Raw genomic sequence first — 21,295 nt, 5'->3', positions numbered from 1 at the left:
ACAAGCTTTAATTTTACTCGGATTGCAAATCCGAGTTATCGTGTATTATTTGTTATCATTAGCGCATTCATGGCGTCATATACAATAACTTACAAGCCGCGCTCTTTTTGTATCCGCTCGTAAGCTTCTTGGACTTTGGTAAATTTTTCTTGAGCACCTTTTTGGTAGGCTTCATCCATGTGTTGTAATTTGTCGGGATGATACTTTTTGGCCATTTTTCGGTAGGCTTTTTTTACTTCATCGTCTGTAGCTGACTTTTCAATTTCCAAGATTTTATAGGCATTGTCTGCCGATTGAAAAAACATGGCTTTGATGCTTTCAAAATCACTTTTGTTGATGCGTAAATTTCTTGCAATTCGCAGTAGAACATTTAATTCTGCATCAGAGACATGACCATCTGCTTGACCAATGTTGAATAAAAAATGCAAGACTTGAAGTCTTACTTCGTAGCTTAGTCTTGGGCGAATAAAATCGCAAACACGTTCTGCAGAAATCTCTCTGTTTTTAACTACTTGATTAAAAGTTCTGAAGGTTGCGTTGGCACGTTCTTTTCCATAAGCTTGAACGAAATATTTCCGAACAAAATCCAACTCATTTTGGGTTATTTTTCCATCGGCTTTGATCACTAATGAAGCTAGAGAAAGCAAGTTGAGTTCAAAGTCGCCTGGACTTACGCTTCTAGTTTGACCGCCGAAGCCACTGGATTGAAACTGAATTTTAGTCCCAAGCATGCGATCGATAATACTTCCTATAAAAAAACCGATAAAAGCGCCTAAAAAACCTTTAAACACAAAAAAACCGGCAACAATTCCAACTAATTTAAACATACAAACAAAGTTGCTGCAAATATAGGCTAAGCTTAAAAGTTAGGCTTTGATTTCAAATAGTTTTCACAAAATTGTTTATCGGGTTTTTAGCCAACCCGTAATGCTATAGCGTTCGCTTTCTAAAACGGGCAGTACTTCATGTTCTAAAACTTGACTTTCAAAAATGACTAATCTTCCAGGAAATGGATGAATGTGTAATGCATGTTCACCAGTTTCAGTAGGCTGATAAATTACCAAATCTCCACCGTTTTTGGTTTCCCAGTCTGCTTCATTTAAATAGAAAACCATAGATAATACACGGCGATCATCATTTTGAAACGTATCTAAATGCCGTTGGTAATAGGTTCCTTTTGGATACAATGCATAGTGAAATTCTTTGTGCAGAATTCCCATAAAACAAGTTCGGTTGAGGTATTGTATAAGCGAATTCAGTTCAGCAAAAAATAATTTTTCGGTAGGTCCAGCTTCTTTTTCGTCCATCCATTGAATGAAGTCTCCACGAATGCTTTTCGAGATGAGTTCGTTTGTTCGGTTTCCGATAGCGGCTTTTTTCAGCAGATCTTCGGCTTGTTTGTTAACTAGGTTAATACGCAACTGATTGACTAGACTTAAGGGCAGAAAATTATCAACAATAGTAAAATGTTGTTTGCTGATATCTTCTATAATGACTTCGTAAAGCGGATTTAATGCTACTCCTGAAAAGGCTAAACTCTTGTTTTCTTCCATTGCTATTTTTACAAAAAATAAGTGCGCAAAAATAAGCTAAAATGGCATGGGTTGTTCGTGCTAGAACAATTAGATGATGAGGTTGATTGACTTGTGAATTTCTATTCTTTTAGAATCTTAAAACTAATAGTATCATTGATTTTCACAAAATAAACCCCGCTTTCAAGTTCAGGTATCGAAATACCGTCATCAACATTAGCAAAAGACTTGACTAGTTTGCCCTGGATAGTAAACACTTTTACACTTTTTAATTGCAATTGATTTGGGTTTTTAATCCATAATTTGTCTTTAACGGGATTAGGATATATAGTTATTGAATTTTTTAAATCAAAATCTGATGTAGATAAGGTACAATTAGATGAGAAAGTATATTCCAAATATGCGTAACTATTTTCATCGGGTATTTGCGCAATGATATCCCATGTATTGTAAGGAAATTGTCCTGACGAAGCTGCCTGAGCATCACTTACATTTATGCAAACTGTATATGTGTTAGGTGGATCCCAATATTCATGGGACAAATCTATGGTTAAATTTGTTCGAGTTATGCTCGGGTTTTTTAAATTTATCACTGAAAGATTACAACTATTGTATAAACTTATAATTTCAAGATTAGCTAAATTACTAAAGTCTAATTTTGATAAACATAAAAATGGACTTGAGTCTACACTTGCATCATCTGCAATAAATTCTATGAGGTTTAAATTTGAATTAAATACATCTGCCTGATCTTCCAAAAGTTCAACCCACAGGTTTGATAAATTAATAATTTCAAGTGACTCAAAATTTTCTATTCCAGTAAAATCTGTAATTGCCTCATCATAAGATACTGTGAAGTATAAATTTGAAAAATCTAATTCTACTATATTTTCAATATCAGCAGTCAAAACCTGCCCATTGATAATACCATCACTATCAATATTCATATCAATCAAGGCTTGCTCGAAGTTTTCATCGGGTATGGTGGTGGTTTGAGCAATCGTTAGGTTGAATAGTAGTATAGCAAAAACGCTATATAAATTTACATTGAGTTTCATGGTTTCTAGTTTTTTATAAGTTGCTTGGTATCTACAATTATATTATTTGTTACTAGGCTAACGATATACTGTCCTGTTGGCTTGTTATTTATATTAATGGTTTTGTACGTCTTTGATATATCTAAAAGGTAATTGTCACTTACCCCAGAAATCACATTGGTAATTACTAAAAAAGCGTTAGTAGCAGAGCCTGTGTTATAATTAACTGAAAAATCGTTCAGTGTAGGATTAGGCGATATACTTGATATGCTTCTGTTTTCTTTTACAGTAAAATTTTTATAGTCTTTATGTCCATCACTATTAGCAATAACTTCTAGGGTATATTCTTTAAGCTCAATATTTGTAATCGTTAAGGTTTGTCCGCTTGAGATGAAGTTACCTTCTGCATCATACCAATTGTAAACAGCTAGTTCATTGATATGTTCTGCTTCTAAATGGGTAAGGTTTTGTGTATTATCTAAACTAGCTTCGGCAGAAAAAAATTGTCTAGAAGAATTTCTATTGATATGATAGGTATAGCCTCCTAAAACATAATTTGTATTTGATTCAGTTTGGCTAATGTGTAAAGTGTATGTTTCGCCGGTAACTTCTTTAATTAAAAAATTTACTCTAGGAGTTAAAGTTCCCCACTCAACAGGTGCAAAACTTATATTATCTAAAGATGAATTATTGCCATTGATTAAAATTTCTCTTTCAGCAGAATTCCATATTCTAGTGTTTGTAGATTGGGCACCACTATTTAGCCAGGCATTCCAAAGTTTATCATCTAATCTCACTCTTAATTCGGCTTCTTGCCAAATAGCGTTTCCTTGATCGGTAAAAAAATTAATATCGCTTGTTACAGCAACTAATTCGCTATAATTTCCAGCAGAAATACTACCAATATCACTTGTGCCTTCAATAACAAGTGTTGTTGTGTTTTTATAAACTATATTATTATTGTTTCTAGCATTTACTGCTGCATCAGAAGGAGACTCTTCTGGAAACGTCATCACATCAGTTGTAGATTCAATACGGCTTAGAAAGCAGAACATCCATGGTTTATTCGTAAATCCAGCATCTTCATATACTGAAGGACTTTTGGGTTGCCACTCAAATTCTAAAATTGCCTCATCTTCTTGACCTAAAACCGGTATAGTTTGACTACCTATTTCACCCCCTACATCTAAAGCATTACTTTCATTGTAATCTCCCTCCCATAAATAAGGCCATGTTTGTTCGCCAATGCCGCCTTTTGCCCAATAGAGTTTTAATGTATCGTCTTCTGAGGAAGGATTACAACTTTTATTTTTCACCCTCACATAGACATAAACAGGGGTATTATCATCATTATATTCTAAATCTTGATGTTCTTGTATGGTTAGACCATCAGGCTGATTTCTTACCCAGATATCTGGGCTATCCCAAATGACTCCGGTTTGATTATCTGGCTCTGCGCCTTTATCTAAAATTGAATTTACGCTATACAAATCATAGTCAATGTCATCTAATATATTAATATATTTATCATTAGCTTCATTTGAAATATATTCATGCATCCTTATTTTCTGTCCAGTGGTAAACAATGTCCTACAATGTTGTCGGGTATATGCCATATAATTTTGGATTTCATTTAAGGTAATATTATAAGGCACTCCATCGCAGTTATTAATTAAATTACCTGTATAATTATTACAATCTTGTGATACATATTGCATGTAAGTGTAAAAATTTGGAGATGCTTGGGTATCGACCACATAATCTCCAGCAGATTCTGCATTATAGGCTGGATCATTAGGATCTCTTGTTACATTTTCGCATAACCAACTAGAATCAAAATATTCATGAGTATGTTTTAAACTTAAATTGTGTCCTATTTCATGAATAAAAATACCAATTATTTCTTCTTGATCAGCTCTAACTATTAGCCTATCATGGCCATATGCCACACCTCTCCATTGTATGTGGTGTGGAACCATTACTCGTATGGCTGTTCCGGCATACTCTACTGCTGGTTCAGTATAAAATAATTGGTTGACAACTGAAGCAGTTGTATCAAAATGTTGATCTGAAACAATATGACTAAAATGAACTAAATTAAAACAAATATTAAATTGGTTAAATTCTGCATTCAGGTACTCAACCATAGCATGAGCATCTGCTTGAGAGATGGACTGAACCCCATCCGTTTTTTCAATGCCCCAAATTGCAATATTCATGTTACGTTGAGGAAACGTGTTTAAAAAACTTTCATCCGAAGAAAATGAATAAGTACTACTATTGTTCGTATTAATCAAAGGTTCATTTGTGTCATTTTCCGTTCCACAAACATCATCTTGGGCAAACATCGCCAAAGATGTTAGGAATAGAAAGATAAACGCTATACGTGTTGTAGGTTGTAGGTTGTAGTTCGTAGTTTGTTTCATAATAATTAGATTAATTAGTTACTTTTCTACTTTTGCATAAAATTAATAAAAATATCTTAAAAAATTAAGAAAATTTAAAAATTTGTTTTTAAGTTAAATTGTGAATGTTTTTTGTAAGATATGCTAGGTTTGAAATTTCGAAGCCACAATAAAGAACAAAAATTAGCCACGACATAACCCTTCAAGGGTTTCGAACCCTTGAAGGGTTGAGAGATTAAAGCGTTTTATTCACCCCAACTATTGAAGTGCTATTCGCAATGCATCTTCTCATTTCATCCATTGGTGGATAGTTTGAAATCTGAAATCTAAATTCTGAAATCTAAAATATTAAACAGCTACTACCTTTGAATTGAAAGAAAAATGCCCTAGCCCCGATAGTAGTGTAAAGCCCGCAAAGGCTGAGCTTAGCAAAACACAAGCAACACAGCGACCGATAGGAAGCTCTTGGTGTGCCGCTGTTTTGCTTAGCGAAGACTGCGGACTTGAAACGGATAGCGGGAAAATGCTTCTTAAAAATTCGAGCTATTTCTTATTAAAGCATTAAGATTTAAAATTCAACAGCTTGGGCTTTTTATGTATATTTGCAATCTAAATTAAGTTTAAATAAAAGAAATTATATATGTATCCACCAGAGCTAGTAAAACCCATGAAAGAAGAACTAACCACGGTTGGTTTTCAAGAATTATTATCTTCAGCAGATGTTGAAAAAGCATTGGAGCAAAAAGGAACAACTTTAGTATTGGTCAATTCAGTTTGCGGTTGTGCTGCAGCTAACGCGCGTCCAGGTGCAAAAATGTCTTTGGCTAACGACAAAAAACCAGATCATTTAGTTACTGTTTTTGCAGGTGTAGACCGTGAAGCAACCGATAAAGCTCGCGCACAAATGATGCCCTTCCCACCAAGCTCGCCTTCTATGGCTTTGTTTAAAGATGGAGAATTGGTACACATGTTAGAGCGTCATCACATTGAAGGTAGACCAGCTGAGATGATTGCTGACAATTTAAGACAAGCTTACGATGAGCATTGCGCTTAATCGGATTAGCATTAAAAAATAAAAAAGCTGTCCCTACACGGACAGCTTTTTTATTATGCATGCATATAGAAATAATTTAAAGTAGTTATCAATTTTTGTTTGTAGTCCATGAAAAAAGTATTCAGTTATATTTTTAGTGTTTTTTACTACTTGCTTTTTGGCTTGTGGTTGGTTATTTTTCATGTTATTCAGTGGGTTTGTTTTAACGTATTCGGTTATCAAGCGCACAAAAAAAGTGTAGATGTTTTCAATTGGTTTTTACTTAGGACGTTGCATGTTTTAGGTTCAAGAATTACGTTCGAAAACCAATATGCAGATGCATTTCAAGAAGGAAAACCACATATTATTGTGAGCAATCACCAATCTATGTATGATATTCCGCCTATTATCTGGTTTTTGCGTAAATTGCATCCTAAGTTTGTGAGTAAGAAAGAACTCGGGAAAGGTATTCCTGCCATTTCTTACAATTTACGTCACGGTGGTTCGATATTGATAGACCGAAAGGATTCACGTCAAGCATTAACCGAAATAAAAAAATTCTCGGAGTATTTAAACCAAACCAAGCGTTCGGCAGTCATATTCCCGGAAGGAACGAGAAGCAAAACAGGAGCACCGAAAAAGTTTTCAACAAACGGGTTAATGATGTTATTTAAATACTGCCCCGATGCCATTGTGGTTCCCGTAACCATAAATAATTCGTGGAAACTTCAGCGTTTTGGAATGTTTCCCTTAGATTTGGGAGTACATTTAAAAATGGAAGTTCAAGAACCCATCGCTGTTAAAGATTTCGATCCAAAAGAATTAGTAGAAAAAGTAGAAAAAAGCGTCACAAATGGCGTAATCATTTAAAATAAAATAAGATGTCAGCATTCAATGTACGATTAGAAGTAATGAAGCAACTGGAAGAAAAAGTGGATGGACTTATCCAACAATTTTTAATTCCAGTAGAAAAAATTTGGCAACCTAGCGATTATTTGCCCGATTCGGAAGGTGATAAATTTTTTGAAGAAGTAAAGGAAATTCGTGAATTAGCCAAAGAACTCCCTTACGATTTTTGGGTGGTGTTGGTTGGCGATACCATTACAGAAGAAGCTTTACCTACATACGAATCTTGGCTTATGGATGTAGAAGGCATTAACCAACACGACGGAAAATCTGATAATCCTTGGGCAAAATGGGTAAGACAATGGACGGGTGAAGAAAATCGCCATGGCGATGTGCTCAACAAATATTTATATTTATCGGGTAGAGTAGATATGCGCCAAGTTGAAATTACCACTCAACATTTAATCAATGATGGATTTTCAATTGAAACGGATCGCGATCCTTACAAAAACTTTGTTTACACTAGCTTTCAAGAATTAGCAACCTACATTTCGCATAATCGTGTAGCTAAAATTGCTAAGGAATATGGCAACAAACCTTTATCTAGAATGTGTAAAATAATTTCTGGAGACGAGATGCGCCACCACCACGCTTATAGCACTTTTGTAAAAGAAATTTTTGCAGTAGATCCTTCCGAAATGATGATTGCCTTTAAAGAAATGATGGTGAGTAAAATCGTGATGCCTGCTCATTTTTTACGTGAATCTGGAAAAAGTATTGGTTCAGCTTTCGAAGACTTTTCAAATTGTGCGCAACGCATTGGTGTTTACACCGGTCAAGATTACATAGACATTATGCGAAGTTTAATCAACCAATGGAATATTGAAAAAATAAATGGTTTGACTGCGGAAGCTGAAAAAGCAAGAGATTTTGTAATGAAACTTCCTGACCGTATGCAACGCATTAATCAACGTATGCGTGTTCCACAAGAACAAACTACATTTGCTTGGGTAAAACCCGCTTTGGCTAAGTAGATAAAAACTTTCTATTGAATGCATTTCAAGTTAAAGTAGTTGCCCAAACAACTGATTACGTAAAAGAACAGTTAGCTGAAGCTGAAGCTGGACACGATTGGCATCACATCCAACGGGTGTTGAACAACGCTGAAGCTATTTTAGCGGAAGAATCTGCAAACCAATTTGTAGTTACTTTAGCCTGTTTACTGCATGATATTGCTGATGCCAAATTTCATGATGGAGATGAAGAATTGGGACCAAAACAAACACATTCTTTTTTGAAGCAATTTGATTTGGAAAAAGAAGTGATTGATGAAGTGGTTTTTATTGTAAAACACATTTCGTTTAAAAGTGAAAACCTTCCGATAATTGAAAAATCCAAAGCTTTTCAAATTGTTCAGGATGCTGATCGGTTGGACGCTTTAGGAGCAATTGGCATAGCAAGAACCTTCAATTATGGCGGATATAAAAACCGACCGCTTTACGATGCTGAAATTCCGCCAAAAACCATGCAAACTAAAGCGGAATACAAGAAATCAACAGCTCCGACTATCAATCATTTTTATGAAAAATTGCTGTTGTTGAAAGACAAAATGAATACCCAAACCGGTAAGAAATTAGCACAACAAAGGCATGAATTTATGCTTCAATTTTTAGATGAATTTTTTGCGGAATGTGGGAAACCCAATTGGTAATGTTTCCTAAGGGTTTCATTTTTAAAAACGGCTATTTCGTCTTCAATAAAACTAAAAAACGAATAACAAACCAGTAATAAAGATGATGCTTCCAATTAAGAAAAGCAATACAGTATACGGAAAAATTTCATGAGCTTTTAGTTTGGTAATTGCCAACAAGGGCAATGCCCAAAAAGGTTGAAGCAGGTTGGTTATTTGGTCTCCATAAGCTAAAGCCATAAGCATTTTAGGCAAAGGGACACCTAAATCTAAACCAGATTCTATAGCAATTGGACCTTGTATTGCCCATTGACCGCCTCCGCTAGGCACAAAAATATTCACTAAACCTGCACTTACAAAAGTTAGAATAGGTAAGAATTGTTCATTGGCAACACTAGTTAAAAAGAACGCAATTTCTGAAACCAATCCGCTATCTTTCATAATTCCCATAATACCAAAATATAAAGGAAATTGAATTAATATTCCACCTGCTCCGCGGATGGCTTCTGATAAGGCTTTTTTGTATTGAAATAAATTCCGATGCAAGACAAAACCCAAACCCAACATGAAAAAATTAAGCATATTTGGTGTGAGATTCAAGTTCAAAATATTGGTAGAGTACTGAATGCCAAATGCAATTAAAAGTAAGCCGCCAAACAAAACTCCAACACCATTGGAAGCTTCTAAAAAATGAATTTTTCCCTTTTCAGTTTCGATATGTGTTTGTTGAAATCGTTTAAAAATACTTTGGCTATTTGCATGCTTTTTTCCGGAAAGCCAACCTAAAAAAGCTGGAATTACAATCAATAATATACCAAAAATCAAAAGATTTTCTATACTAAAAATAGTTTCTGAAGTGGAAATATTATCAGGTAAGTTGCTACCCAACTGAAGCAATTTTTCTTGACTAAATAAACTTGGTAAGTGATTGGCTTCTGCAGCTTTCAAAGGAGCTGAACCGCTCATGCCGCCATGCCAAGCCATCATGCCCACGTAACCTGCTGCTCCTAAAAGTGGATAATTGAGTTGAAAACCTTCTTTGGCTGCTTTTTCTCCAATCTTCCGAACGAGTAAAGCACCAAAAATCAACCCCAAACCCCAATTGAAAAAGGCAACAATTAAGGTAAAAAAACTAACCCAAACTACCGCTGTAGAAGTATTTTTAACAAACCCAGTTAACAAATCCAAGAGCTTTTGAACGGGTTTGCTCAACGCTAAAATGTGCCCTAAAACTAAAATCAGCATCATTTGGTAGGCAAAAACCAGTAAAGCTTCATTCCAAATACCATTTTCCCAATAGCTTAAAATGTTTACCAAATGATTTTCATCTGCGGGCGAGGATGTAAAAACCAATGCCAAAAGAATGCTTAAAACACTTAACAAAATGGCTAAAGCAAATGGAGATGGTAGTATTTTTTCAAATTTCATTTTAGTACAGTGTCTTTTTCAAGTTTTCAAATTTAGAAACTTAAAATTAAGTAAGATGAGATTGATTTAAATTTTCAATTCACCCTAATATTAATGTACTTTTGATTTTTTATACAATTGAATTATTTATGCCTAAATCAGTTCGATTTAATCTCAACTTACTTCGTTTAAAAAACAAGTATTTCAGTCAACAACAATTTTTAATTTTGTTGAGTGTGCTTATTGGTTTTGCATCGGGTTTAGTGGCAGTGGTTTTAAAAAACCTGAGTTATTTCATTCAGCAGTTACTAACGGGAAAATATTTAGCCACCTACCATTATTCTTACTACTTTATTTTTCCACTGATCGGCTTAGCTTTGGTGTATTTAATTGTCAATTTTATTTACAAAAGGCAAGTTGGTCAAGGGATTGTAGTTACTTTATATTCCATTTCCCGAAAAAAAGGAATATTAGAGCGTTTTCAAAGTTATGCTTCCCTAATTACCGCTCCGCTAACTATTGGTTTTGGAGGTTCGGTTGGATTGGAAGCACCCACCGTGGTCACAGGAGCATCCTTGGGTTCAAGACTTTCCCGCTATTTTAAAATGAATCAAGCAGCGCGAACTTTATTGGTAGGCTGTGCCGCTGCTGCTGCTATGTCTAGTATTTTTAAGGCACCTATTGCAGGAATTATTTTTGCTATCGAAATTTTTAGTCTCGATTTGACCTTAGCATCTATGATTCCTTTGCTTACCGCTTCGGTTTCGGCTATACTTACTTCTTATTTTTTCTTTGGTAACGACATTATTTTACATACCATCCTAGAAGATGAGTTTGATGTTTCAGACGTGCCGTTTTATGTTTTATTAGGCTTGTTTTCTGCTGTAGTTTCCTTGTATTTCAGCAAAGTCTATTTTACCATTTTTAAATGGTTCAAGAAGTTGAACAACAAAGCAATTCGCATGTTAGTTGGTGGTGTGGTTTTGGGAATTCTCATTTTTATTGCTCCCGCACTCTATGGTGAAGGCTATGAAGTCATCAACAGTTTGCTTCAACAAGATTACTTACAAGCTTTGGGAAACAATTTTTTCAATGATTATTTAGACCAACAATTGTATGTTATACTATTTCTAGTAATCGTTTTCATTTTTAAATCTATTGCCACTTCGGTAACCATTGCAGCAGGTGGCATAGGCGGAATTTTTGCTCCGGTGTTGTTTATGGGAAGCACGATGGGAAATGCCTTTGCTTTGTTGGTAAATTCTTTGGGCTTCAAACAAATTTCAGTTACCAATTTCACTTTGGTAGGAATGGCAGGCTTAATGGCGGGAATTATGCATGCTCCGCTAACCGCAATTTTCCTTATAGCTGAAATTACCAGTGGTTATGGCTTGTTTATTCCGTTGATGATTACTGCAGGGATTTCATTTTTTATAACTTCTCAAATTCAACCGCACTCGGTTTATACCATAGAATTAGCTCAGCGTGGCGATTTACTCACCCACAATAAAGATCAAACCGTGTTGACTTTGATGGATATTCGGCAGGAAATTGAAACTAATTTTATTCCTTTAAACATCAATTACAATTTGGGCGAAATTGTAAAAGTAGGCGTAGTGAATTCTTCAAGGAATATCTTTCCAGTTGTAGACAAAAATCATATCTTTAAGGGAGTGATTTTATTAGATGATATCAGAACCATTATGTTTGACCAAAGTTTATACGAAGAAGTAAAGGTAATTGACATCATGCAACAAGCTCCAGAAGTAATAGATTTGAATAACTGCACGATGAAAGATATCATGCAGAAATTTCAAAATAGTAATGCGTGGAATTTACCTGTGGTAGAAAATGACAAATACAAAGGTTTTGTTTCTAAATCTAAATTGCTCACAGCATACCGACAAAAATTAATAGAATTAAGCGTATAAATATGAAGCTACTTATAAAAATACTTTTTTACATAATTATTGCCGCCATTGCGGTTGGAACCTATTATCATTTTGAAGGCGAATTAAAACTGAGCGAAACCATTATTGGGGTTTCTGTTTTGGCTTCTGTTTTTATTTTGATGCCTTTGTTTTTAATACATCGTTGGAAAGGCAAAAAGTTAAGCGATTATACCTTGACCAAAGAAAACTTAGATAAGATGAAAGATAAAGGAATTGATAAATAAGCCATGTAAGTAAAATATTCTTTCAATTACATGTAATTTGAGTTAAAATAGATGGCATGATGTCAGCCTGCCTACCGCAGGCAGGCCTGCCTGTTCAGTCAGACAGGTTTGAGCCTCAGTAAATTTTGAAAAATTCATTTAATGGGAAGTAACAATTAAAACAAAATTTTTCATTTAAACTATGCATTAGCTTCTACCCTTCCATTGAGGGAAGGGAAAGGGTTGGGTGTAAACTAACACACAAAAAACACCCTTTGCCTTTCGGCATTTCCCTTTAGGGAAAAAATTTCAATCAAATTTATTCATTAATAGCAAAACAAGTAAACCCACTTGAAAGCAACTTAAAACAGTCAACTTACATAAGGACTTCATTGGTAGTGATTTCTGAAAAAAATCCTATCCAGAACCAATTCATATCGGAAAATTCTTATTCTCGATACTTCTTAGACTTCGGAATCACTCATTTCAATCGTGAAATTCAATTGAATTGACAGAATCTTATGAAAATGCAAAACAGATGCTTCATGTTATGTATAATGCTTGATATTTGTCAGTTTAAAGCATATAACTTTCTCAAAATCAATATTTTTTTCAAAATAAAATTGCTAAAATAGTTGCAGTGGTGTAATTATACATATCTTTGTGCCATATTTAAATTTATATTATATTATTATTATGGAAGGTACAGTAAAATTTTTCAATGAATCAAAAGGTTATGGATTCATTACAAACGAGGAAACCGGACAGGATATCTTTGTTCACGTAACAGGATTGAATGGCGAAAACATCGCAGAAGGTGACCGAGTTGAGTACAACGAACAAGAAGGAAGAAAAGGAATGAACGCTACAGATGTACGCGTGATTTTAGAATAACATATATTTTATTTTATTTCAAGCCTTACAAAGCGCTCTTTTAAAAGAGCGCTTTTTCTTTGTCTTCATTTCAAAAATTAAGATTCATTTTTAAAATTATACCATTTTAATTTATTAATATCGTTGATAAAATCCGTCATGTATAATACCGACGTATCTGCCTGTTAAAGGCAGGTATTTTAAGGAGCATTTATGCGACATTAAAATAACATTCGGTATTAGTACTTAACCACTTACCTTTGCCATATGTTTCAAATTGGAAAAACACTTGTTTCTGAAGAAATTTTAGAGAACGATTTTACATGTAATCTCAATGCGTGTAAAGGTGCTTGTTGTGTGGCTGGCGATGCCGGCGCACCTGTAACAGACAAAGAATCTCAAAAATTAGAAGAAGTTTACGAAAAAGTAAAACCTTATATGCGCAAAGAAGGTATTCAAGCCATTGAAGCGCAGGGAAAATTTGTAACATCTTCTTTCGACGATGATGAACTGGAAACCCCTTTGGTTAATAATAAAGAATGTGCCTACGTTAACTTCAACGAACAAGGCATTGCACTTTGCTCTATTGAAGCAGCTTACCGCGATCAAAAAATAGATTTTAAAAAACCGATTTCCTGTGCTTTATATCCCATACGCATTCAGAAGCTATCTTCTTTTGAAGCGGTTAATTACGATAAATGGGATATTTGTTCGCCAGCTTGTAGTTTGGGCAAAGAACTGCAAACACCCGTTTATAAATTTACGAAGGATTCTTTAATTGAAAAATTTGGTGAAGACTGGTACAAAGAACTAGAAGAAGTGGCCACCCATTATGCCGAATTTAAAAATAGAACATAAAGCCTAATTTTTAGTAAAGTTGAATCGCACTTCGGTGCCACAAGCATTTCCATTTGTATCTTGTAAATCTAATATGCTAAATTTATAGTCTAGTTTTTCCCTTTTGTTGAAGAAGTCTATGCGTTCATTACTGATTTGTAAACCCAATGAACTTTTTTTAATTTTTTTCTGCTTGTAGTTTTGTTTAGATGCTTTCCTGCCTATTCCGTTATCTATAATTTTTAGTTGTATTCCATTTTCTAATTTCCGAACTTTAAAATGAAGTTTTTTGTTGTTTTCTAGTGAAGACAAACCATGCCAAATAGCATTTTCAACAAAAGGCTGTAACAAAAGTGGAGGCACTTTTATGCTAGATAAACCAAGCTCAAATGGAATGTCGAAACTAACATCTATAGCATCATCAAAGCGAATTTTTTCAATGTCTATGTATAGATTAATAATATTTAATTCTTCTTCTAATGAAACCGTATCTCCTCGAGAGCTTTCTAATATTCTCCGAATTAGTTTCGAAAATTTATTCAAATAATAAATGGCTTTTTCTTTATCATTTTCAATTAAATAAACCTTTATTGAGTTAAGCGCATTGAAGATAAAATGCGGATTCATTTGATTGTGTAGCAAACTAAGTTGCAATTTATTAATTTGTGAGTCGTAAGCAGATTTTAATTTAGCTAAACGGTCTTCTTCAGCTTTTGCCGTTAATATGTGTATTTCACTTTCTCTTTTGACTAAATGATCATTCAGTTTTTTGTTGATTAAAACATTTCTTTGGTATTGTTCTAAAAGCCGTTCATTTATCATTTTAACACGATAACTTAAACCTAAAGAAAACATGATTTGCTCTATAAAAACTCCAATGTAAAAAAACAAAATGGGGTACAAATAAAAAGAAGAGCCAAAAAGCACTATTGTGGTCTGGTAATTATAGTCACTATAGCTTAATATTAGTGATAATATGGCCAAGCATAGATAAATAACACTTCCAATAACAAAAAAATATTTCAAATATCCTGGGGTTTTACTAGCTTTTGCAATAGCAAGTACACCCATAACTACGTTAAAAGGAATGTAGAGATAAAAGAAATAGGCAGTAAAGAGCCAGTTAATATCGGCAATTACAGCTATAAAAAATACAACTGTACTAACACTTATAACCCAAAACAAAAGTATTTTAATTTTTTTAGTCAAGCTTGGGAAATAATCTTCAATATCTAGGAAGTACAGAAAAAAGTATATGTAGAAACTATAAAAAAGAGTTTGAGAATAAAAATTATAAGCAGGATGAAAAAGGTCAATAAAGTAATCTTGAATTTCTTTGTAAGGTGTTTTAAGGAAAATATAGGTCAATAAAAAACAAGTATACAATGCATAAAACAAATAGGTTTTTTCTTTAGTAAACAAAGCAATTAGCCCAGATATAATAGTAAATACAAAAAGCAACACGAATGTAATGTGCCAAAGGAAATCTGTTAGAAATGCCTCATTAATTTGCATTTATATTTTATCTAAAAAACTCGATTTTTTGTTTCTTGAAACAGGAATTTGCTTTTTGTTAGATAACTCTACATATGCATCTGTCTTATAATAGGCCTTTACTTTTTTTAAGTTAACAATGTATGAGTTATGAACTCTAAAAAAACATGAAGTTGGTAATAACTCCTGTACTTCTTTTAATTTTTTAGTTACAAATAACTTTTGGTTATTTTCAAGATAAATTCTGGTGTAGTTTCCATCGCTTTCGCAATAAATAATCTCTGCGGCTTCTAAAAAAAGCAACTTACCATCTACGCTAATTTTTATGCGTTGTTCATTGTTGGCAAGCAAACTTTCTTCAAGAGCATCACGCGTTAATAAGTTGTTTTTGTGTGTTTCTATTTTTTTAACAGCTTCAATTAAATCATCGGTATCAATTGGTTTAGTAAGGTAGTCTAGCGCATTTTGTTTAATGGCATCTATGGCAAATTCATCAAAAGCTGTAGTAAAAACAACAGCAAAATCTCGTTTATTTAGTTGATCTAAAAATTGAAAGCCATCCATTTTAGGCATTTGGATATCTAGAAAAATTGCATCTACAATATTTTTTCTTAGAAAATGCAGCGCTTTTTCCGCATCGGTAAAAACATCTAAAACTTTAATGTTTTTACAAAAATTTTCGAGCTCCCATTTTAAGCTTTTTATTGCTTTAGCTTCATCATCTATTATAATAACTTCAAGCATAGTGCAGATTTTCAGACTAATTTAGTTAAAAAAAATTTAATTGTTAACACTGATGTATAGTAGGCACAAAATTATGTGTAAAGTGAAGCTTTGATGCATAATTACTTAAGTTCAGCAATAAGTAAGCTAAAGTTTCATAATACAAAGATTTATCTTATTTTCGCCAACTGATTTTAATAAAGATATAAGATGGCGATTTTAAGTAAGATAAGACAGAGAACCGTAGTACTCATTGCAGTAATTGCACTAGCTTTGTTCTCATTTGTGCTTGCTGATGTAATTAAACAAGGTGGTTTCTCTGGAGAGAAAACAACTACTAATGTTGGTGTAATTGGTGAAGAAAAAATAGAACAAGAAGCATTTGCAAGACAAGTTGAAAACTACCGCAATCAGTTAGGAGCAAACGGATCTACTATGCGTGCAGTTAACCAAGTTTGGGATGCACAAGTAAACCAAACCATTCTTAAACAAGAATTTGAAAAACTTGGTTTGCAAGCCAGCAGAGCTCAAATTTTAGATTATTTAGAAGATCAATTAGCAGGAAACCCAACTTTTTCTAATGATGAAGGTTTGTTTAGCGAAAGCAAAATGGTGGAATATGTAGCCAATATTCAGGAAACGAAGCCACAAGAATACATAGCTTGGCAAAATTATTTAGATGAAATTGAAGTGCAAATCTTAACTGATTCATATTACAATTTAATTCAAGCTGGTTTAAATGTAACTTTATTTGAAGCAGAACGCATTTACAAATTAAACAACGACAATTTAAATTTAGAATTTGCATACATAGCTTACGAAGAAGCTGAAGATGTAGATATTTCAAAATCAGACATTAAATCTTACATCAATAAAAACAAAGAACGCTTTAAGCAAGATGCTAAAGCCGATATAGAATACGTTTTATTTGAAGAACTTCCTTCTAACGAAGATGATGCAAAAGTTAAAAGTGATATTCAAGCTTTAATTACAGAATTTAAAACAACAGAAGATACAGAAGACTTTGTAAATTTAAATTCTGACTCACCTTACAAAGCCGATTTTCAGTTTGAATATGATTTGAAAAAAGACTTTAGTCAGCAACTTTACAACTTAAACATTGGGGAAGTTTACGGACCATACAAAGATGCTAATGCTTGGAAGCTATCAAAACTAATTGAAACAAAAACCATTGCAGATTCTGCAGATGTAAAGCATATTTTGGTAACTTTTGAAGGAGCAAGAGTAGATCCAGAAGTAACCAGAAGCAAAGAAGAAGCAGAAATGCTAGCCGATAGTTTATTATCAGAATTACAAAGCGATAAAAATAAATACGAAGAATTTGCTGAAGCCTTTTCTTCCGATAAGCTGAGTGGAGCTAAAGGTGGAGAGTTAGGAACACTTAAGTTTGGAAGATTATTTGGTGGAGATAAAGATTTTAATGAAAAAGTTTTTACAGCCAAAAACGAAAGTATACAAGTAATCGAATCTGATTTTGGATATCATGTTGTTCACGTAGAAAACCTTACTGAACCTAAAAAAGCAGTAAAACTAACAACACTAACTAGAGAAGTACAACCTTCAGAAGTAACCACAACAACCATTTACCGTGAAGCTTCGAACTTTTTACTGGATACAAGAGAAAAAGATTTTGATGAGTTGGCTACAGAATATGGTGTAAACATCAAGCCAATTAACGGAATAAAAAAATTAGAAGAGCGCATTACAGGTTTAGGAGTTCAACGGCCAATTGTAAAATGGGCTTTTGAAAAAGAAAACCAAGTAGGAGATACTGAACTTTTTGAAATTTCACAAGGTTATGTAGTGGCTAAACTGGTAAGCCGAAACGAAAAAGGATTACAATCTGTAGAACAAGCTTCTGCTGTTGTAACCCCTATTCTTAAAAAAGAGAAACAAGCCGAAAATATCATGAAGCAAGTTTCTTCAAATTCACTAGAAGACTTTACTGCACAATTTGGTGTAGATAAAAAACGTGCAACTGCTGTAAATTTAGAAAGCCCAATGTTAACAGGTGTAGGCGAAGAGCCAGCCGTAGTTGGGGCTGCATTTGGTCTAGAAGTAGGCAATACAAGCGCACCGGTTAAAGGAGAAAAAGGAGTCTTTATGGTGAAGCTTTTACAACGCAATGAAGCTTCAGAATTACCTTCTTATTCAGGAATTGCAAAACAAGAAACAGAAGAACGTTTAAAAAACATTCGCGGTCAAAATTCTAAATTGCTTAAAGCACTTAAAGAAACCCGTGAAATTGAAGACAATCGCTCACGTTTTTACTAGTGAGTATTCAATAAAAAATAAAATAAACCCGATGCAAACGCATCGGGTTTTTATTTGTTAATCATTATCCAAACGGCTTTCAATTCTTATCTTTGCAAAAAAAGAAAATGGATACCAAAGTTCGTGTACGTTTTGCCCCAAGTCCAACAGGACCGCTTCATATTGGCGGAGTAAGAACCGCGCTATACAATTATTTATTTGCCAAAAAACACAAAGGAGATTTTATTCTTCGTATAGAAGATACAGATCAAAGTAGGTATGTGGCCGAAGCCGAAGATTACATTGTTGAAAGCTTAAATTGGTGTAGAATACCATTTGATGAAGGCCCAGGAAAAGAAGGCAAATTTGGACCTTACCGACAAAGCGAACGCAAAGACTTGTATCAAAAACACGCGCAGACATTAATTGAAAGTGGCCATGCATACTACGCTTTTGATACAACCGAAGAACTTGACCAACTCAGAAGTCAATACGAAACCAAAGGCGAAAAATTTAGCTATGGTCCATTAACCCGAAACGAACTCAATAATTCGCTCCACCTTAGCCAAGACGAAATTGAAAAACGTCTAGCCAAAGGCGAAAATTACGTTATCCGATTTAAAACACCGGTTAATCGCTTTTTAAATATGCACGACGAAATCCGTGGTTATATTGAAGTAGAAACCGATAATTTAGACGATAAGATTTTGTTTAAAAGCGACGGCATGCCGACCTATCATTTGGCCAATATTGTAGACGACCACCACATGCTAATTTCTCATGTTATCAGGGGAGAAGAATGGTTGCCATCCATGCCTTTGCATGTTTTACTTTACGAAGCTTTTGGTTGGGAAGCGCCTAAATTTGCACATTTACCACTTATTTTGAAACCATCAGGAAAAGGAAAATTAAGCAAACGTGATGGAGACAAAGAAGGTTTTCCCGTATTTCCATTAAATTGGAAAGATCCAAAAACAGGCGAAGTTTCTATGGGTTATCGAGAAGAAAAATACCTGCCCGAAACCGTCATCAATATGTTGGCGTTTTTAGGTTGGAATCCAGGAACAGACCAAGAATTATTCACTTTAAATGAATTGGTCGAAGCCTTCAACTTAAATCAAGTAAACAAAGCAGGAGCTAAATTCGATATTCAAAAAACGCATTGGTTTCAGCAACAATATATGCACAAAGCGCCAATCGATTATTTAATTCAAGAGTTTGTGCCCATTTTACGTGAAAAAGGAATTGAGAAAAGCAATGCATATATTGAAGAAGTAATTGAAACCGTAAAAGAACGCGCGGTTTTTGTATCTGATTTTTGGGAATTGAGTAAATTTTATTTTGAAGCTCCTAAGGAATTCGATAAAAAAGCCAGCAAAAAAGCTTGGAAAGAAGATACCGCTTTGTTAATGCAAGAATTGAAAGACCTGTTAGAAAAACAAGATGATTTTTCTGAAGAACAATTAAAAGCAACCATAAAACCTTGGATCGAAGCCAAAGGAGTTGGATTTGGAAAAGTTATGCAGCCACTCCGATTAGCCCTTGTCGGCGAAATGCGCGGACCTGATGTTTTCCATATTGCCGGTTCAATTGGTAAATTAGAATGCTTAAAACGTTTGGATTTTGCTATTGAAACATTAGGGTAGTTAGTTTAGAATAAGTGTATTCATCACTCAATATTATTCGTCAACATTGTCAAAATAATGCTTTGCGATATAAGTAGCCTGAGATGTCTCACTTTGTTCGACATGACAATTAAAAGTAAAAATGAGATGGCTAAAACCCCGCTCTGCGAAGTCTCCAGACTTCGCAGCTGTACAATTACTAAAGAATAATAGGCATAAAGAAGTTTTTAATTACTTCACAAAATAGCTAATTTAAATAATACAGTGTTTTGTGCATATTTCTATTATGCAAAACTCAAAGTCCTAAACAAAAACATTTTTTACTTTATAATATTTCGTACTTTTAGAGACAATAAAAACAATTCATTATGGGAAATATTTTAACAGTAGTATTACTTATCATTTTAGTTTTACTGATCATCTCCGCTGCATTTGTAGTAAAGCAGCAAACATCAGCTATTCTTGAACGATTCGGGCGTTATAATAGCATTCGCAATTCAGGATTACAATTTAAAATTCCGCTAGTAGATAAAGTAGCAGGAAGAATCAATTTAAAAGTTCAACAATTAGACGTGTTTGTAGAAACCAAAACCAAAGACGATGTGTTTGTGGGCTTAAAAGTTTCGGTACAATACCAAGTGGTAAAAGACCGTGTGTATGATGCCTTCTACAAATTAGAAAGTCCGAGTGCGCAGATTACTTCTTATGTGTTTGATGTAGTTCGTGCCGAAGTTCCTAAAATGAAATTAGACGATGTCTTTGAACGCAAAGACGATGTTGCCAATGCCGTAAAAGCAGAGTTGAATGATGCCATGCAAGACTATGGATATGATATTATAAAAACTTTGGTTACTGATATTGACCCAGACCAACAAGTTAAAGAAGCCATGAATAGAATTAATGCTTCCGAACGCGAAAAAGTGGCTGCCGAATTTGAAGCCGAAGCAGAACGCATCAAAATTGTAGCCAAAGCCCGTGCCGAAGCAGAAAGCAAGCGCTTGCAAGGACAAGGTATTGCCGACCAACGTCGTGAAATTGCTCGTGGTCTAGAAGAAAGTGTAGACGTACTCAACAACGTAGGCATCAATTCTCAAGAAGCTTCTGCATTAATTGTAGTTACACAACATTACGATACCTTACAATCCATTGGAGGCGAAACCAATTCCAATTTAATTTTGATGCCTAATTCGCCACAAGCCGGAAGCGAAATGCTAAACAATATGATAGCTTCTTTTACCGCATCTAGCCAAATTGGAGAGCAAATGAAGAAGCAAAACGAGAAGAAGGAACTTCAACAGAAAGAAAATAAGAGTGGAAAAAAGTAATTTAATTTGGGCGTTACCCCGATTTTAGATCGGGGTCGG

18 protein-coding genes are annotated in these 21,295 nt (G+C 34.3%); 11 read left to right on the top strand and 7 right to left on the bottom strand.

All coding sequences use genetic code 11. From position 1 onward, the window contains the following. Positions 1-89: 89 nt before the first annotated feature. From IEV72_RS06800 to IEV72_RS06785, 4 genes are all read right to left on the bottom strand, one after another. Positions 90-827, bottom strand: coding sequence for a TerB family tellurite resistance protein (locus tag IEV72_RS06800; RefSeq protein WP_188458350.1), 738 nt, complete (start codon positions 825-827; stop codon positions 90-92). A gap of 75 nt (positions 828-902) precedes the next feature. Further along, a complete protein-coding gene (locus tag IEV72_RS06795; protein WP_188458349.1) occupies positions 903-1,553 on the bottom strand; it encodes a 2OG-Fe(II) oxygenase in 651 nt (216 codons plus the stop codon). A gap of 101 nt (positions 1,554-1,654) precedes the next feature. Next, entirely contained in the window at positions 1,655-2,590 is a 936-nt protein-coding gene (locus IEV72_RS06790) for a T9SS type A sorting domain-containing protein (RefSeq protein WP_188458348.1), read from the bottom strand. A 5-nt stretch (positions 2,591-2,595) separates the two neighbouring features. Beyond that, positions 2,596-4,716: a M43 family zinc metalloprotease gene (locus IEV72_RS06785; RefSeq protein ID WP_188458347.1), complete on the bottom strand. Its 2,121-nt coding sequence runs from the start codon at positions 4,714-4,716 to the stop codon at positions 2,596-2,598. An 898-nt stretch (positions 4,717-5,614) separates the two neighbouring features. Between IEV72_RS06785 and IEV72_RS06780 the strand changes: the two genes are divergently transcribed. The 4 genes from IEV72_RS06780 to IEV72_RS06765 all read left to right on the top strand — a co-directional run bounded on the left by IEV72_RS06780 (position 5,615) and on the right by IEV72_RS06765 (position 8,564). Next, positions 5,615-6,028 (top strand): BrxA/BrxB family bacilliredoxin, encoded by a 414-nt coding sequence (locus tag IEV72_RS06780; RefSeq protein ID WP_188458346.1) that lies wholly within the window; start codon positions 5,615-5,617, stop codon positions 6,026-6,028. 108 nt (positions 6,029-6,136) lie between these two features. Continuing rightward, the gene (locus IEV72_RS06775; protein ID WP_188458345.1) at positions 6,137-6,877 is read left to right on the top strand and encodes a lysophospholipid acyltransferase family protein; all 741 of its coding nucleotides are present in this window, start codon (positions 6,137-6,139) and stop codon (positions 6,875-6,877) included. A gap of 11 nt (positions 6,878-6,888) precedes the next feature. Continuing rightward, a complete protein-coding gene (locus tag IEV72_RS06770) occupies positions 6,889-7,887 on the top strand; it encodes an acyl-ACP desaturase (RefSeq protein ID WP_188458344.1) in 999 nt (332 codons plus the stop codon). A 14-nt stretch (positions 7,888-7,901) separates the two neighbouring features. Beyond that, entirely contained in the window at positions 7,902-8,564 is a 663-nt protein-coding gene (locus tag IEV72_RS06765; RefSeq protein WP_188458343.1) for an HD domain-containing protein, read from the top strand. A gap of 51 nt (positions 8,565-8,615) precedes the next feature. On the opposite strand, the gene IEV72_RS06760 is transcribed toward IEV72_RS06765, so the two are convergent. Continuing rightward, the gene (locus IEV72_RS06760) at positions 8,616-9,971 is read right to left on the bottom strand and encodes a short-chain fatty acid transporter (protein WP_188458342.1); all 1,356 of its coding nucleotides are present in this window, start codon (positions 9,969-9,971) and stop codon (positions 8,616-8,618) included. A gap of 128 nt (positions 9,972-10,099) precedes the next feature. On the opposite strand from IEV72_RS06760, the gene IEV72_RS06755 reads away from it, so the two are divergent. The 4 genes from IEV72_RS06755 (at position 10,100) to IEV72_RS06740 (ending at position 13,836) form a co-directional block, all read left to right on the top strand. Beyond that, entirely contained in the window at positions 10,100-11,881 is a 1,782-nt protein-coding gene (locus IEV72_RS06755; RefSeq protein WP_188458341.1) for a chloride channel protein, read from the top strand. A 2-nt stretch (positions 11,882-11,883) separates the two neighbouring features. Beyond that, the gene (locus tag IEV72_RS06750) at positions 11,884-12,126 is read left to right on the top strand and encodes a hypothetical protein (RefSeq protein WP_188458340.1); all 243 of its coding nucleotides are present in this window, start codon (positions 11,884-11,886) and stop codon (positions 12,124-12,126) included. Between the two features lie 675 nt (positions 12,127-12,801). After that, positions 12,802-12,999, top strand: a complete 198-nt coding sequence (locus IEV72_RS06745) for a cold-shock protein (protein ID WP_188404777.1) — start codon at positions 12,802-12,804, stop codon at positions 12,997-12,999. Positions 13,000-13,245: 246 nt separating this feature from the next. Beyond that, positions 13,246-13,836 carry a DUF3109 family protein gene (locus IEV72_RS06740; protein WP_188458339.1) on the top strand — a complete coding sequence of 197 codons (591 nt, stop codon included), beginning with the start codon at positions 13,246-13,248 and terminating at the stop codon, positions 13,834-13,836. Positions 13,837-13,839: 3 nt separating this feature from the next. On the opposite strand, the gene IEV72_RS06735 is transcribed toward IEV72_RS06740, so the two are convergent. Then, the gene (locus tag IEV72_RS06735) at positions 13,840-15,330 is read right to left on the bottom strand and encodes a histidine kinase (RefSeq protein WP_188458338.1); all 1,491 of its coding nucleotides are present in this window, start codon (positions 15,328-15,330) and stop codon (positions 13,840-13,842) included. Continuing rightward, positions 15,331-16,053, bottom strand: coding sequence for a LytR/AlgR family response regulator transcription factor (locus tag IEV72_RS06730; RefSeq protein ID WP_188458337.1), 723 nt, complete (start codon positions 16,051-16,053; stop codon positions 15,331-15,333). 189 nt (positions 16,054-16,242) lie between these two features. Between IEV72_RS06730 and IEV72_RS06725 the strand changes: the two genes are divergently transcribed. From IEV72_RS06725 to IEV72_RS06715, 3 genes are all read left to right on the top strand, one after another. Further along, the gene (locus IEV72_RS06725; RefSeq protein ID WP_188458336.1) at positions 16,243-18,327 is read left to right on the top strand and encodes a peptidylprolyl isomerase; all 2,085 of its coding nucleotides are present in this window, start codon (positions 16,243-16,245) and stop codon (positions 18,325-18,327) included. Between the two features lie 107 nt (positions 18,328-18,434). After that, positions 18,435-19,952, top strand: a complete 1,518-nt coding sequence (gene gltX, locus IEV72_RS06720) for a glutamate--tRNA ligase (RefSeq protein WP_188458335.1) — start codon at positions 18,435-18,437, stop codon at positions 19,950-19,952. Positions 19,953-20,299: 347 nt separating this feature from the next. Next, a complete protein-coding gene (locus IEV72_RS06715) occupies positions 20,300-21,256 on the top strand; it encodes an SPFH domain-containing protein (RefSeq protein ID WP_188458334.1) in 957 nt (318 codons plus the stop codon). Positions 21,257-21,295: the final 39 nt, after the last annotated feature.

The sequence above is a fragment of the Psychroflexus planctonicus genome (assembly GCF_014640195.1).
GTDB lineage: Bacteria > Bacteroidota > Bacteroidia > Flavobacteriales > Flavobacteriaceae > Psychroflexus > Psychroflexus planctonicus.
Note: the sequence above shows the minus strand (reverse complement) of the source record. Positions and strands in the feature narration are given on the sequence as shown.